The following is a 14,186-nucleotide window of genomic DNA, read 5'->3' as shown; positions in this document are numbered from 1 at the left end:
GTAAGTCAGATTAACGCAGACACATGACGCCCGGATATGCGAAACATCCGGGCGTCGCGTCTGCTTTAGAAACGTCGCAAATCGAGTGTCATCGGCAACTCGTCGTTGATCGTCAGGCTCGGCACCGACAAGGTGCCGGGGCTATGTCCCAGGCGGAAGAAGCGCGCCATGCGCCGGCTCTCGGCCTCGTTGGCATTCACCGGCAGGCTGTCGTAGTTGCGCCCGCCCGGGTGGGCCACGTGGTATTGGCAACCGCCCAGGGACCGCTGCATCCAGGTGTCGAGCAGGTCGAACACCAGCGGTGCGTGCACCGGGATGGTCGGCTGCAGGCAGTTGAACGGCTGCCAGGCCCGATAGCGCACGCCGGCGACGAACTCCCCGACCCGCCCGGTGGGCTGCAGCGGCACCGCGACACCGTTGCAGGTCAACAGGTAGCGCTGCGGCGCCAGCCCGGTGAGCTTGACCTGCAAGCGCTCCAGCGATGAGTCGACATAACGCACCGTGCCGCCAGCGGAGCCCTCCTCCCCCAACACGTGCCAAGGCTCCAGGGCCTGGCGCAGCTCCAGTTCGACACCGCCGACCGCATAATCGCCAACCTTGGGGAAACGGAACTCCAGGTGCGCGGCGAACCACTCGGCGCGCAGCGGGTAGCCGGCGGCGTTGAGCTCGACAATGACATCGGCGAAGTCCTGCTCGATGAAGTGCGGCAACAGGAAGCGGTCGTGCAGTTCGGTGCCCCAGCGCGCCAGCTTGGCCGGTGCGTAGGGCTCGCGCCAGAAGCGCGCCACCAAGGCCCGCAGCAACAATTGCTGGGCCAGGCTCATGCGCGCATGGGGCGGCATTTCAAAGGCGCGCAGTTCCAGCAGGCCCAGGCGGCCTGTAGCGCCGTCCGGCGAGTACAGCTTGTCGATGCAGAACTCGGCGCGATGGGTATTGCCGGTGACATCGATCAACAGGTTACGCAGCAGCCGGTCGACCAGCCATGGCGGGCACTCCTCGCCCGGTTCGGGCATCTGCGCGAAGGCGATTTCCAGCTCGTACAACGCATCGTTGCGCGCCTCGTCGACCCGCGGTGCCTGGGAGGTGGGGCCGATGAACAGCCCGGAGAACAGATAGGACAACGACGGATGGTTGTGCCAGTAGCTGATCAGGCTGCGCAACAGGTCCGGCCGGCGCAGGAACGGCGAATCCGCCGGCGTCGCGCCACCCAATACGAAGTGGTTGCCGCCGCCGGTGCCGGTATGGCGCCCGTCGATCATGAATTTCTCGGTGGTCAGGCGGGTCTGCCGGGCTTCCTCGTAGAGGAATTCGGTGCGCTCCACCAGCTCGTCCCAACTGGCGGACGGCTGCACGTTGACCTCGATCACGCCCGGATCGGGGGTGACGCGGAAGTTGCTCAGGCGCGGATCGCTCGGCGGCTCGTAGCCCTCCAGCAGCACCGGGCAATGCAGCTCCTCGGCGGTGGCCTCGATGGCGCTGACCAGCTCCAGGTAATCCTCCAGGCGCTCCAGGGGCGGCATGAACAGGTACAAGCGCCCGCCCCGCGCCTCGGCGCAGAACGCGGTGCGGGTCAGCCAGTCGGCGGACTGGTCGATCTGCGGCACCCGCTCATCGGCCTCGGCCGCTTCGCCGTGTTCGCGCAGTTGCGCGCTGTCCGGCAGCTCGGGCAGGTCCTGGTTCGGGTCGGTGGGGTGCACATAGGGATACTCCGCCGCCGTCACCCAGGGCTGGGACGCCAACGGCAGGCGATAACCCAGGGGCGAATCCCCCGGGATCAACCGGCAATGGGTGTCGCGCAGGTACCAGCGGCCGCTCTGCCACTGGTCGCCCCTGGCGGTACGGGCCAGCGGCAGGACCTGGCCGATGACCTTGTCCAGGCCCTGGCTGAACACCTTGCGCAGCCGCGCCCGCTCCAGTTCGTCCGCCAGCCGCGAATCCTCGGCGCTGACGTTCTGCGGCAAGGTGCCTTCGCGCCACAGGTAGTAGAAATTGTCTTCGTAGGCCGGGAATACAAAGCGCGCGGGCAGCTTCAAGCGTTCGGCGACGCTGGCGAGGAAACGCCCGGCCAGCTCGCTGTCGGCGCCATAGTCTTCATGCTCGTCGGCAATCAGCGCGGCGTTGTGCCAGATCGGCACGCCGTCGCGGCGCCAGTAGCAGTTCAGCGACCAGCGCGGCAACTGCTCGCCCGGGTACCACTTGCCCTGGCCGAAGTGCACCAGGCCCTTGGGCGCGTAGTGGTTGCGCAGGCGCTGGAACAGCTCGGCGGACAACCGGCGCTTGTTCGGCCCGAGAGCCGCGGTGTTCCATTCGGCGCCATCCGGGTCGTCGATCGAGACGAAGGTCGGCTCGCCGCCCATGGTCAGGCGCACGTCGCCTGCCAGCAGGTCGGCATCGATCTGCCGGCCCAGGGCCTGGATCGCCAGCCATTGCTCCTCGGTGTAGGGCTTGGTGACCCGCGGCGCTTCCCAGACCCGCTCCACCGACATCTCGTGGCCGAACTCGCATTCACAAGGCTCTACCAGGCCGCTGATCGGCGCCGCCGAGGACGGATCGGGGCTGCAGGCCAACGGGATATGCCCTTCCCCGGCAAACAGCCCGGAAGTGGCGTCCAGGCCGATCCAGCCGGCGCCGGGCAGGTACACCTCGCACCAGGCGTGCAGGTCGGTGAAGTCGACCTCGGTGCCGGACGGGCCGTCGAGGGATTTGACGTCGGCGGTCAGCTGGATCAGGTAGCCGGAAACAAAGCGCGCGGCCAGCCCCAGGTTGCGCAGCAGTTGCACCAGCAGCCAGGCGGAGTCGCGGCAGGAGCCGGAAGCCTTGTCCAGGGTCTGCTCCGGCGTCTGCACGCCGGGCTCCATGCGGATCAGGTAGCCGATGTCTTCGCTCAGGCGCTGGTTCAGGGCCACCAGGAAATCCACCGCCGGTATCGGCGTGCGGTCGATGCCCTCGAGGTAGGCCTTGAACTTCGGCGTCAGCGGCAGGGTTTCCAGGTAAGGCGCCAGCTCGCGCTGCTCGTCGGCGGCATAGGCGAAGGGGATTTTCTCGGCGTAGGGCTCGAGGAAGAAATCGAACGGATTGAACACCGCCATCTCCGCCAGCAGATCGACTTCGATCCGCAGCTCGTCGGTCTTCTCCGGGAAGACCAGGCGCGCCAGGTAGTTGCCCTGGGGGTCCTGCTGCCAGTTGATGAAGTGCTGCTCGGGCTGAACCTTCAGCGCATAGGAGAGAATCCGCGTGCGGCTATGGGCCGCCGGACGCAGGCGAACGATCTGTGGGCCGAGTTCGACCGCGCGGTCGTAGCGGTAATGCGTGACATGGTGCAATGCGACATGGATCGACACGGCGTGCCTCCTGCGGGCCTGAACGTACACGAAAGCGCGCAAGACTTATGCCAGAGCACCAGTCCCGGGGCTTTCCCCAACGGCTGTGGGCAGTACAGCACCAAAAGCGAGCGGCGCGTGCTTCGGCGTGCGCAGGGTTGCACATAAATGTGGCGACAGGCTGTAACCGGCGGTCAGCGCACCCGCTTCAGGCCGGCTTCCAGTCGCTGCAGGCGCCGGCGTTTGCGCGCCGCCACTTGCAGCACCTTGAGCCCGCGCTGGTAGCGCCGGGTGCTCATCAGGTACAGCCCGGCCAGGGGAATGCACAGGACAAAGGCCGGGAACAGTCGCTGGCGGGAGTCCAGCAGGACCAGCAGCGCGCATGCCAGGCAGAACACCAGCGCGCCGAACAAGGCCCAGGCGCCACGCGGGTAGCCGCGGATCACCAGCATGAAACACAGGCTCATCAGCAGGCCTGCGCCCAGCATGGCCATCGCGGCGTAGTTGGCGACCTGGAAGTCACGGGGGAAATACAGATGGGGCACCTGCGCGGCGGTCAGCGAGATGCTGAAGACCGTCGTCATCATCACCGCGATGTGAATCACCCCGAAACGCCGCACATAGGGCTGCCAGGCAAGCCATTCGGCGGTCTTGAGGCGTAGCAGCCGGTCTTCGACCTGCCGTTGTTGCGGGGTTTTCCGGCGACGTAACACGCGGCTCTTCCTTGAGTTGATGCCAATCCTGGGGGCGCACCTTAACAAACCCGAACGCCGAAATGCACAACGCCAACCCTGGGGTTGGCGTTGTGTCTGTGGCGTTGGGTCCGTACAGCAGTGGCCTTAGCGGGGCACGACCGGTTTGCGGGCCGGCTTCTTGCCTTTGCCCTTGGCCGCATCCGTGCGTTCCTTGGCGGCCTGCTTGTTGCGGGCCATCGCGGCGGCCTTGGCCTGTTCGCGCTTGTCCCACGGGTTGCTACCGTCGCTGCCGCGTGGAGGCAGGCCGGTGTGCTGGGTGAGAATTTTGGTGGTTTCCTTGGCCACTTTGTGGCTGCCAGCCGGCGTCGAGTTCTTGCGACGGGCGCTCTGGTAGCTGTCGGTCGACGGCTGATGCAAAGGAATCAACTGGTTCTTGCCCGGCCCGATCAGGTCGGCGCGACCCATGCGGGTCAGCGCTTCACGCAGCATCGGCCAGCCTTTCGGGTCGTGGTAACGCAGGAACGCCTTGTGCAGGCGACGCTGCTCCTCGCTCTTGACGATGGTCACCCCGTCACTCTTGTAGGTGACCTTGCGCAGCGGGTTCTTGCCCGAGTGGTACATCGCGGTGGCGGTGGCCATCGGCGACGGGTAGAACGCCTGCACTTGGTCGGCGCGGAAACCATTGCCCTTGAGCCACAGGGCCAGGTTCATCATGTCTTCGTCGGTGGTGCCCGGGTGCGCGGCGATGAAGTACGGAATCAGGTACTGCTCCTTGCCCGCTTCCTTGGAGTACTTCTCGAACATCCGCTTGAACCGGTCGTAGCTACCGATGCCCGGCTTCATCATCTGGTTGAGCGGACCTTCCTCGGTGTGTTCCGGGGCGATCTTCAGGTAGCCACCGACGTGGTGGGTCACCAGTTCCTTGACGTACTCCGGCGACTCGACCGCGAGGTCGTAGCGCAGGCCGGAAGCGATCAGTATCTTCTTCACCCCCGGCAAGGCGCGGGCGCTGCGATACAGCTGGATCAGCGACGAGTGGTCGGTATTCAGGTTCGGGCAGATGCCAGGGAACACGCAGGACGGCTTGCGGCACGCGGATTCGATTTCCGGGCTCTTGCAGGCGATGCGGTACATGTTCGCGGTCGGGCCGCCGAGGTCGGAAATGACCCCGGTAAAACCTGGAACCTTGTCGCGAATCTCTTCGATCTCGCGAATGATCGACTCTTCGGAACGGTTCTGGATGATCCGCCCTTCGTGCTCGGTGATCGAACAGAAGGTGCAGCCACCGAAGCAGCCACGCATGATGTTCACCGAGAAACGGATCATGTCGTAGGCCGGGATCTTCTCCTTGCCGTACGCCGGGTGCGGGATGCGCTGATACGGCATGCCGAACACGTAGTCCATCTCTTCGGTGGTCATCGGGATCGGCGGCGGGTTGAACCAGACATCGATCTCGCCATGTTTCTGCACCAGCGCACGGGCGTTGCCCGGGTTGGTTTCCAGGTGCAGCACGCGGTTGGCGTGGGCGTAGAGCACCGGATCGTTACGCACCTTTTCCATGGACGGCAGGCGGATCACGGTCTTGTCCCGGGTCATCTTCGGGCTGGCCAGGATCTGCACGACCTTGGCTTCCTGGGGATCTTCGACCGGGCCCTTTTCCTGCTCGATGGCACAGGCCTGGGTGTCCTGGGTGTTGACGTACGGGTTGATGATCTTGTCGATCTTGCCCGGACGGTCGATACGCGTGGAGTCGACTTCGTACCAGCCCTGCGGCGTGTCACGGCGGATGAACGCGGTGCCGCGCACGTCGGTGATGTCTTCGATCTTGTGCCCGTAGGACAGGCGCTGGGCGACTTCGACAATCGCCCGCTCGGCGTTGCCGTAGAGCAGGATGTCGGCGCTGGCGTCGATCAGGATCGAGTTGCGCACCCGGTCCTGCCAGTAGTCGTAGTGGGCGATGCGGCGCAGGGAGGCTTCGATGCCGCCCAGGACGATCGGCACGTGCTTGTAGGCTTCCTTGCAGCGCTGGCTGTAGACCAGGCTGGCGCGGTCCGGACGCTTGCCCGCCAGGCCACCCGGGGTGTAGGCGTCGTCGGAGCGGATTTTCTTGTCCGCGGTGTAGCGGTTGATCATCGAGTCCATGTTGCCGGCTGCGACGCCGAAGAACAGGTTCGGCTCGCCGAGCTTCATGAAGTCGTCTTTGGACTGCCAGTTCGGCTGGGCGATGATCCCGACGCGGAAGCCCTGGGACTCCAGCAGCCGGCCGATGATCGCCATGCCGAACGACGGGTGATCGACGTAGGCATCGCCGGTGACGATGATGATGTCGCAGGAATCCCAGCCGAGCTGATCCATTTCCGCCCTGCTCATCGGCAGGAACGGCGCCGGTCCGAAACATTCGGCCCAGTACTTGGGATAGTCAAATAACGGCTTGGCTGCTTGCATGTCGATGACCGGTATAGGTGTAGATGAGGGCGCGTTTATTTACAGAGAAATTCGCGGGCGCGGAATATAGCACAAAAAATAACCAATTCCGACGACTATGGTCGGAAATCGGTGGCCTGTGGCCGCTGTCGCAGACTGCGATCGGCTGCGCGGCAGACGCAACGCTCACCCATCGAACGAAGGCCCTGCGGCCTCTGTCGCAGCCTGCGGCAGCGGCTACGGCTGTTTATTCGTCGTCGTCGAAGTTGTAGCTGCCCGGCGCGAGGTTCTCGAAGCGGGTGTACTTGCCGATGAACGCCAGGCGGATAAAGCCGATGGGGCCGTTCCGCTGCTTGCCGATGATGATCTCGGCAATGCCCTTGTGCTCGGTCTCGGGGTGATACACCTCGTCCCGGTACACGAACATGATGACGTCGGCGTCCTGCTCGATCGCTCCGGATTCCCGCAAGTCGGAGTTCACCGGGCGCTTGTTCGGGCGCTGCTCGAGGGAGCGGTTGAGCTGGGACAAGGCCACTACCGGGCAGTTGAATTCCTTGGCCAGGGCCTTGAGGGAACGGGAGATCTCGGAAATCTCGTTGGTCCGGTTGTCGCCGCTGGAACCCGGGATCTGCATCAGTTGCAGGTAGTCGATCATGATCAGGGCGATGTCGCCGTGCTCACGCACCAGGCGGCGGGTCCGCGCGCGCATTTCCGAAGGGCTGATACCGGCGGTGTCGTCGATGAACAGCTTGCGGTCGTTGAGCAGGTTGACCGCCGAGGTCAGGCGCGGCCAGTCGTCGTCTTCCAGCTGGCCGGAACGCACCTTGGTCTGGTCGATACGGCCGAGGGACGACAGCATACGCATGATCAGCGATTCGCCTGGCATCTCGAGGGAGTACACCAGCACCGCCTTGTCGCTGCGCAGTACGGCGTTTTCCACCAGGTTCATGGCAAAGGTGGTCTTACCCATGGACGGACGACCGGCGACGATGATCAGGTCGGCGGGCTGCAGGCCGCTGGTCTTCTCATCGAGGTCGGTGTAGCCGGTGGACAGGCCGGTGATGGCGTTGTCGGTGTTGAACAGGGTGTCGATGCGGTCGATGGCCTTGGTCAGCAACTCGTTGACGCCCACCGGACCGCCGGTCTTCGGACGCGCTTCGGCGATCTGGAAGATCTGCCGTTCGGCTTCGTCGAGGATCTCTTCGGCGGTGCGGCCTTCGGGGTTGAAGGCGCTGTCGGCGATCTCGGTGCTGATGCCGATCAGCTGGCGCAGGGTGGCGCGCTGGCGAACGATCTGCGCATAGGCCTTGATGTTGGCCACCGACGGCGTGTTCTTCGCCAGTTCGCCCAGGTAACCCAGGCCGCCGACCTGGGACGTCTGGCCTTCCTTGTCCAACTGCTCGGACAGGGTCACGACGTCGATCGGCATGTTCTGATCGGCCAGCTTGGCGATCGCACGGAAGATCAGGCGGTGGTCATGTCGATAGAAATCGCCGTCGGAGACTTGATCGAGCACCCGCTCCCAGGCGTTGTTGTCCAGCATCAGACCACCGAGCACAGCCTGTTCGGCCTCGATGGAATGTGGCGGCACCTTCAGGGCAGCGGTTTGCAGATCGTATTGCTCGGGAGCGGAGATATCGTTCATGGCCACTTGGTTTTTTAGGAAAAGCAGGGGTTTGAAAACTGAGGGTACAGAAAGACAAAGGGCACGACCTGTAAACAGGATCGTGCCCGATGTTACCGGCTAGCTCCCGAGGGTGCCAGCCGACAAGTACTGCTTAAGCTGCTACCACGACAACGCGTACGGTGGCTTCAACTTCAGCGTGCAGGTGCACGGCTACGTCGAATTCACCTACGTTGCGGATGGTGCCGTTCGGCAGACGAACTTCGCTTTTTGCAACTTCAACGCCGGAGGCGGTCAGTGCATCAGCGATGTCGTGGGTGCCGATCGAACCGAACAGCTTGCCTTCGTCACCAGCGGTGGCAGTGATAGTCACTTCCAGCTCAGCCAGTTGGGCAGCGCGAGTTTCGGCAGAAGCCTTTTTCTCTGCAGCCAGTTTTTCCAGCTCGGCACGACGCGCTTCGAACGCAGCCAGGTTGGCAGCGGTAGCAGCGGTGGCTTTGCCGAAAGGCAGCAGGTAGTTACGGCCGTAACCAGCCTTAACGTTTACCTTATCGCCCAGGTTGCCCAGGTTGGCGATTTTTTCCAGCAGGATCAGTTCCATTTGGTAATAACCTCTTAACTTTTAACCTTCACCGTTCGCAGGACCGTTATCGGCGTCTTTCGGCGCCGAACGACCGCGAAAATCAATCAGGCTGTCGACTATGGCCAACACCACGAGCAACGGATAGATCAGCTGCATAAACAGCAACAGCGTTACGTACAACCCCACCAGCCAGAACCTGGCCAGTCGCCCTTGCGCCACCAGCCCGTGAATCAGGGCCAGCCCGGCGAACACCAGCGGTACGCTGCACAACGGCGTCAGCATCGCCATCTGTGGACCGAGGTTCGGTCCCAGCAGCATGCAGGCCAGCAGCAACATCGCCAGTCCCAGCGGGAGCTTGATAGCGCGAAACTCGCGCCCAAAACCACCCGGGTTGTACAACAACGCCTGCCAGTAGCGCCCGACAATCAGGCTCAGCACACTGACGACCTGCAACAAAGCCGCAATCAGGCCGGTCAGGACCGGTGCAATCAATGAGGCGAGGCGAGCCCGCTCTTCAACCGACAGTTGCTGGTAGAGATCACCAAGGGCCAACGGCAGGATTTTTACCAACTCCTGCGAGAGCATCTCGATCTGGGGGCGGTAAGCCACACCCAGCACTCCAGCAAACACCAGGCCCAGCGCTATGCTGACCAGCAGCACACGGTTCCAGGATTCGCTTGCGCGCAAAACCAACGCAAGGCCCGAAGACCCGAGCAACACCATGAGTGCGCGTGGATCGTCGGAATACAGCCACCAGAACAATGCTGGCAGCAATCCCAGGGCGAGGACACCAAGGGCGTCGCTCAAACCGCGCCGCAGGAGCACCAGGCTTCCCGCAGCAGCACCCAACCAATACAACAACGGCAATGCCGCACATCCGGCCACTACCAGAGTGGCCTGCATACGGCCGCGCATGATGAACTCAGCTAAGGCGCGCATGCATTCAATCCCTTACTACTTGTCGACTGCCCGGTCTCAGCGGCCGTGGCTGTCGGTGTAGGCCAGCAGGGCCAGGAAGCGGGCGCGCTTGATAGCGGTGGCCAGCTGACGCTGATAACGAGCTTTGGTACCGGTGATACGGCTTGGAACGATTTTGCCGGTCTCGGATACGTAGGCTTTCAGAGTGTTGAGATCTTTGTAATCGATCTCTTTCACGTCTTCAGCGGTGAAGCGGCAGAATTTACGACGACGGAAGAAACGTGCCATGTAATTGGCTCCTCAAAAGGTCCGTGGATTACTCGTCAGCGTTATCGCTGGCGTCGCTGTTATCGCTGTCATCGCCATCGGCGCTGTCAGAATGCTCAGGACGGTCACGACGCTCACGGCGCTCACTGCGGTTCTCTTCAGCCTTGAGCATCTCGGATTGGCCAGTGATGGCTTCTTCGCGACGGATGACCAGGTTACGGATCACAGCATCGTTGTAACGGAAGTTGTCTTCCAGCTCAGCCAGGGCTTTACCGGTGCACTCAACGTTCAGCATCACGTAGTGAGCCTTGTGAACATTGTTGATTGCGTAGGCCAGTTGACGACGGCCCCAGTCTTCCAGACGGTGGATTTTGCCGCCGTCTTCTTCGATCAGCTTGGTGTAACGCTCAACCATGCCGCCGACTTGCTCGCTCTGGTCAGGGTGGACCAGAAAGATGATTTCGTAATGACGCATGAATGCTCCTTACGGGTTGTAGCCTGCCGCTCAAAAGCGGTCAGACAAGGAGTGAATGACACTTGTGTGTCTTGCCTCAGAGATAGGCACATATGCGCCTGCCGCAACGGCAAGGGGCGCAATTGTAGAGAAGGGGGAACAGCGGCGCAAGGCAATTGGTGATTATTTGAACAATCAGTGCCGACCCATAAACCTGTAGGAGCGAGCTTGCTCGCGATAGCGGCACATCTGACACACCGCATCGCGAGCAAGCTCGCTCCTACCGATAGATTGGATCAGGCTTTTTTGGCGGCAGCCTTGGCCTTGGCCGCACGCTGGCGCGTGGCTTCGAACAGGCATACGCCGGTAGCCACCGAAACGTTGAGACTGCTGACGCTACCGGCCATCGGCAGGCGCACCAGGAAATCGCAATGCTCGCGGGTGAGGCGACGCATACCCTTGCCTTCGGCGCCCATGATCAGGATGGTCGGCCCGGTCAGGTCCTGGTCATACAGTTCCTGCTCGGCTTCGCCAGCTGTGCCGACAACCCACAGGCCGCGCTGCTGGAGCTTTTCCAGGGTGCGCGCCAGGTTGGTCACGGCCACCAGCGGAATCACTTCCGCGGCGCCGCATGCCACTTTACGCACGGTCGGGGTCAGGGTCGCCGATTTATCTTTCGGCACCAACACCGCCAGCGCACCGGCCGCATCGGCGGTACGCAGGCAGGCGCCGAGGTTGTGCGGATCGGTCACACCGTCCAGCACGAGCAGCAGCGGCGCACCCTCGGTACGGTCAAGCAACTCATCGAGCATCGCCTCGCCCCAGACCTGGCTCGGGCTCACTTCAGCCACGACGCCCTGGTGAACGCCCTCGACCCAGGCGTCCATTTCGCGACGCTCGGCCTGACCGACCGCCACGCGATTCTGCCCGGCCAGGTCCACCAGCACCTGCACGCGCGGATCGCTACGGCCTTCGGCCAGCCAGATCTGCTTGACGCGCTTGGGGTGGTGACGCAGCAATGCTTCTACAGCGTGCACGCCGTAGATCTTTTCCAACTGACTCATGACTTGGCCTTGGGTTTACGCGCCCCGCCGCTTTTCGCCGCAGGACCTGCGCCCGCTTTCGGCGGACCTTTACGATGTTTGCTCGGCTTGCTGGACGCCGGCTTGCCGGACTTTCCCCCAGACGCCGCTTTACCGCCGCTTTTGGCTTCGGCCAGCAGCGCCTGCTTCATCTCACGACTCTTGCGCACTTCGGCGTTTTTCGCCGCCGCATCGCTGGAGCGGTAGGCCTCGACCGGCTTCTCCTTGGCCGGACCACGACGCCCGGCCTTGGCTGGGGCAGGCTCGGCAGCCGTCTTGGCCGGAGGCGCATCGACAGCGCCACGCTTTTTGCGACCGATCGGTGCGCTGATGGTTTTTTCCGCCATCTCGAAGTCGATCTTGCGCTCGTCCAGATCGACGCGCATGACCCGCACTTCCACGCTGTCACCCAGGCGGAAGCTGCGGCCGGTACGCTCACCGGCGAGGCGGTGATGCACGGGATCGAAGTGGTAGTAGTCGCCCGGCAGCGCCGTGACATGCACCAGACCTTCGACATAGATATCGGTCAGTTCGACGAACAGGCCAAAACCGGTCACAGCAGTGATCACGCCCGGGAACGCCTCGCCCACGCGGTCTTTCATGTATTCGCACTTGAGCCAGTTCACCACGTCGCGGGTCGCTTCGTCGGCACGCCGCTCGCTCATCGAGCACTGCTCGCCAAGCTGCTCGAGAATCGCCTCGTCGTAGGGATAGATGCGCGCCTTCGGAATGCTCATCGCACCGGCACGACGCACATGAGGCGTGTTCTGCTTGGAATGGATGACACTGCGAATCGCCCGGTGCGTCAGCAGGTCCGGGTAACGGCGAATCGGCGAGGTGAAGTGGGTATAGGCTTCGTAGTTCAGGCCGAAGTGGCCCTGATTGTCAGCGCTGTACACCGCCTGGCTCAAGGAGCGCAGCATCACGGTCTGGATCAGATGGAAGTCCGGACGATCCTTGATGCTCTCCAGCAGGGCCTGGTAGTCCTTCGGCGTCGGGCCGTCCTTGCCTTTATGCAGGGACAGGCCTAGCTCGCCGAGGAAGGCGCGCAGTTTTTCCAGGCGCTCTGGCGGCGGACCGTCGTGAACGCGATAGAGCGCGGGGATTTCGTGCTTCTTGAGGAATTCGGCGGTGGCCACGTTGGCCGCCAGCATGCATTCCTCGATCAGCTTGTGCGCATCGTTACGGGTAGTCGGACGAATTTCGGCGATCTTGCGCTCGGAGCCGAAGATGATCCGGGTTTCCTGGGTCTCGAAGTCGATGGCGCCACGGGTATGACGGGCACCGAGCAGAACCTTGTACAGCGCATAAAGCTGCTTGAGGTGCGGCACGACATCGGCGTATTCGCCACGCAGCTGCTTAGCCTCGCTGGTTTTCGGCTGCTCGAGGATAGTGCTGACCTTGTTGTAGGTCAGGCGCGCCTTGGAATGGATCACCGCTTCGTAGAACTGATAGTCGGTCATCTCGCCGGATTTGGAGATGGTCATCTCGCACACCATGGCCAGACGATCGACTTTCGGGTTCAGCGAGCACAGGCCGTTGGACAGCTGTTCCGGCAGCATCGGCACCACGCGCTCGGGGAAATACACCGAGTTGCCGCGCACCTGAGCCTCGGCATCCAGCGCCGAACCGATCTTCACGTAACTGGAAACGTCGGCAATCGCCACGTACAGCTTCCAGCCACCGCCGAACAGGCGCAGCTTGCCAGGCTTGGCTTCGCAATAGACCGCATCGTCGAAGTCGCGAGCGTCTTCGCCGTCGATGGTGACGAACGGCAGATCACGCAGGTCGATGCGCTTCTCTTTGTCCTTCTCTTCGACTTCCGGCTTGAGCTTGCCGGCTTCCTTCAGCACCGCCTCGGGCCAGACGTGAGGAATATCGTAGGTGCGCAAGGCAACATCGATTTCCATGCCCGGGGCCATGTAGTTGCCCACGACCTCGACCACGTCGCCTTGCGGCTGGAAGCGCGGAGTCGGCCAGTGGGTGATCTTCACCTCGACGAACTGGCCGATCTTGGCGCCGGCATTGCGACCCGGGGTCACCAGCACTTCCTGCTGGATCTTCGGGTTGTCCGCCACCACAAAACCGATTCCGCCTTCTTCGAAATAACGGCCGACGATGCTCTCGTGGGCACGGGACACTACTTCGACGATCATGCCTTCGCGGCGACCGCGGCGATCCAGACCGGAAACCCGGGCCAGTGCACGGTCGCCATCGAACACCAGGCGCATCTGCGCCGGGCTCATGAACAGGTCGTCGCTGCCGTCATCGGGAACCAGGAAGCCGAAGCCGTCACGGTGACCGCTGATGCGGCCGAGGATCAGGTCGAGCTTGTCCACCGGCGCATAAGTGCCGCGACGGGTGTAGATCAGTTGGGCATCGCGCTCCATGGCGCGCAGGCGGCGGCGCAGGGCTTCGATCTGGTCTTCTGTGGTCAGACCAAACTCTTCGACCAACTGTTCGCGGTTAGCAGGCGAACCCCGATCAGCAAGGTGCTGAAGGATCAGTTCGCGGCTAGGGATAGGGTTTTCATATTTTTCCGCTTCACGAGCGGCCTCGGGATCGAGGGACTGCCAATCGGCCATTAGATAAATTTCACCTTGTCTATATGCGGGTTAGTTTGGCATACGCGTATTGAAACGGGAAATTTCAGGCTAAGACAGGCTCCGAAAAGTCCTTTAGAGGCTTCAGAACCATCCTGCAAAAGCCGTCGGCGAATTTTTTTCAATATTTTCAAGATCAGGGGTTTACAGCTCAAAAGGTGGTCCGTATAGTGCGCGCCATCGACGACGGAGACGTTGCCGATACTGCCCAGATGG

Annotated in this window: 11 protein-coding genes; all 11 read right to left on the bottom strand. The window is 62.6% G+C overall.

The window, feature by feature from the left end; all coding sequences use genetic code 11:
- Positions 1 to 65: 65 nt before the first annotated feature.
- Complete coding sequence (locus AC07PQ_RS14360) at positions 66 to 3,341, bottom strand: transglutaminase family protein (protein ID WP_007921496.1); 3,276 nt, start codon at positions 3,339 to 3,341, stop codon at positions 66 to 68.
- 173 nt (positions 3,342 to 3,514) lie between these two features.
- Complete coding sequence (locus tag AC07PQ_RS14355) at positions 3,515 to 4,033, bottom strand: hypothetical protein (protein WP_101336681.1); 519 nt, start codon at positions 4,031 to 4,033, stop codon at positions 3,515 to 3,517.
- Between the two features lie 126 nt (positions 4,034 to 4,159).
- Positions 4,160 to 6,460, bottom strand: coding sequence for a YgiQ family radical SAM protein (locus AC07PQ_RS14350; RefSeq protein ID WP_007921487.1), 2,301 nt, complete (start codon positions 6,458 to 6,460; stop codon positions 4,160 to 4,162).
- Between the two features lie 226 nt (positions 6,461 to 6,686).
- Positions 6,687 to 8,084, bottom strand: coding sequence for a replicative DNA helicase (gene dnaB / locus AC07PQ_RS14345; protein ID WP_007921486.1), 1,398 nt, complete (start codon positions 8,082 to 8,084; stop codon positions 6,687 to 6,689).
- 133 nt (positions 8,085 to 8,217) lie between these two features.
- Complete coding sequence (rplI, locus tag AC07PQ_RS14340; protein ID WP_007921484.1) at positions 8,218 to 8,664, bottom strand: 50S ribosomal protein L9; 447 nt, start codon at positions 8,662 to 8,664, stop codon at positions 8,218 to 8,220.
- Between the two features lie 21 nt (positions 8,665 to 8,685).
- Positions 8,686 to 9,585: a hypothetical protein gene (locus tag AC07PQ_RS14335; protein ID WP_009041913.1), complete on the bottom strand. Its 900-nt coding sequence runs from the start codon at positions 9,583 to 9,585 to the stop codon at positions 8,686 to 8,688.
- Positions 9,586 to 9,621: 36 nt separating this feature from the next.
- Positions 9,622 to 9,852, bottom strand: a complete 231-nt coding sequence (gene rpsR, locus AC07PQ_RS14330; RefSeq protein WP_002551829.1) for a 30S ribosomal protein S18 — start codon at positions 9,850 to 9,852, stop codon at positions 9,622 to 9,624.
- Between the two features lie 28 nt (positions 9,853 to 9,880).
- Positions 9,881 to 10,306, bottom strand: coding sequence for a 30S ribosomal protein S6 (rpsF, locus tag AC07PQ_RS14325; protein WP_007921481.1), 426 nt, complete (start codon positions 10,304 to 10,306; stop codon positions 9,881 to 9,883).
- A 275-nt stretch (positions 10,307 to 10,581) separates the two neighbouring features.
- On the bottom strand, positions 10,582 to 11,349 hold the full coding sequence (gene rlmB, locus AC07PQ_RS14320) for a 23S rRNA (guanosine(2251)-2'-O)-methyltransferase RlmB (RefSeq protein WP_007921480.1): 768 nt from the start codon (positions 11,347 to 11,349) through the stop codon (positions 10,582 to 10,584).
- On the bottom strand, positions 11,346 to 13,952 hold the full coding sequence (gene rnr, locus AC07PQ_RS14315; RefSeq protein WP_007921477.1) for a ribonuclease R: 2,607 nt from the start codon (positions 13,950 to 13,952) through the stop codon (positions 11,346 to 11,348). The genes rlmB and rnr overlap by 4 nt, the downstream gene beginning before the upstream one ends.
- A partial coding sequence (locus AC07PQ_RS14310; protein WP_493185745.1) for a hypothetical protein occupies positions 13,952 to 14,186 on the bottom strand: 235 nt, incomplete at its 5' end. The genes AC07PQ_RS14310 and rnr, both read right to left, overlap by 1 nt.

The sequence above is a fragment of the Pseudomonas sp. GW821-FHT09E12 genome, assembly GCF_059416085.1.
Note: the sequence above shows the minus strand (reverse complement) of the source record. Positions and strands in the feature narration are given on the sequence as shown.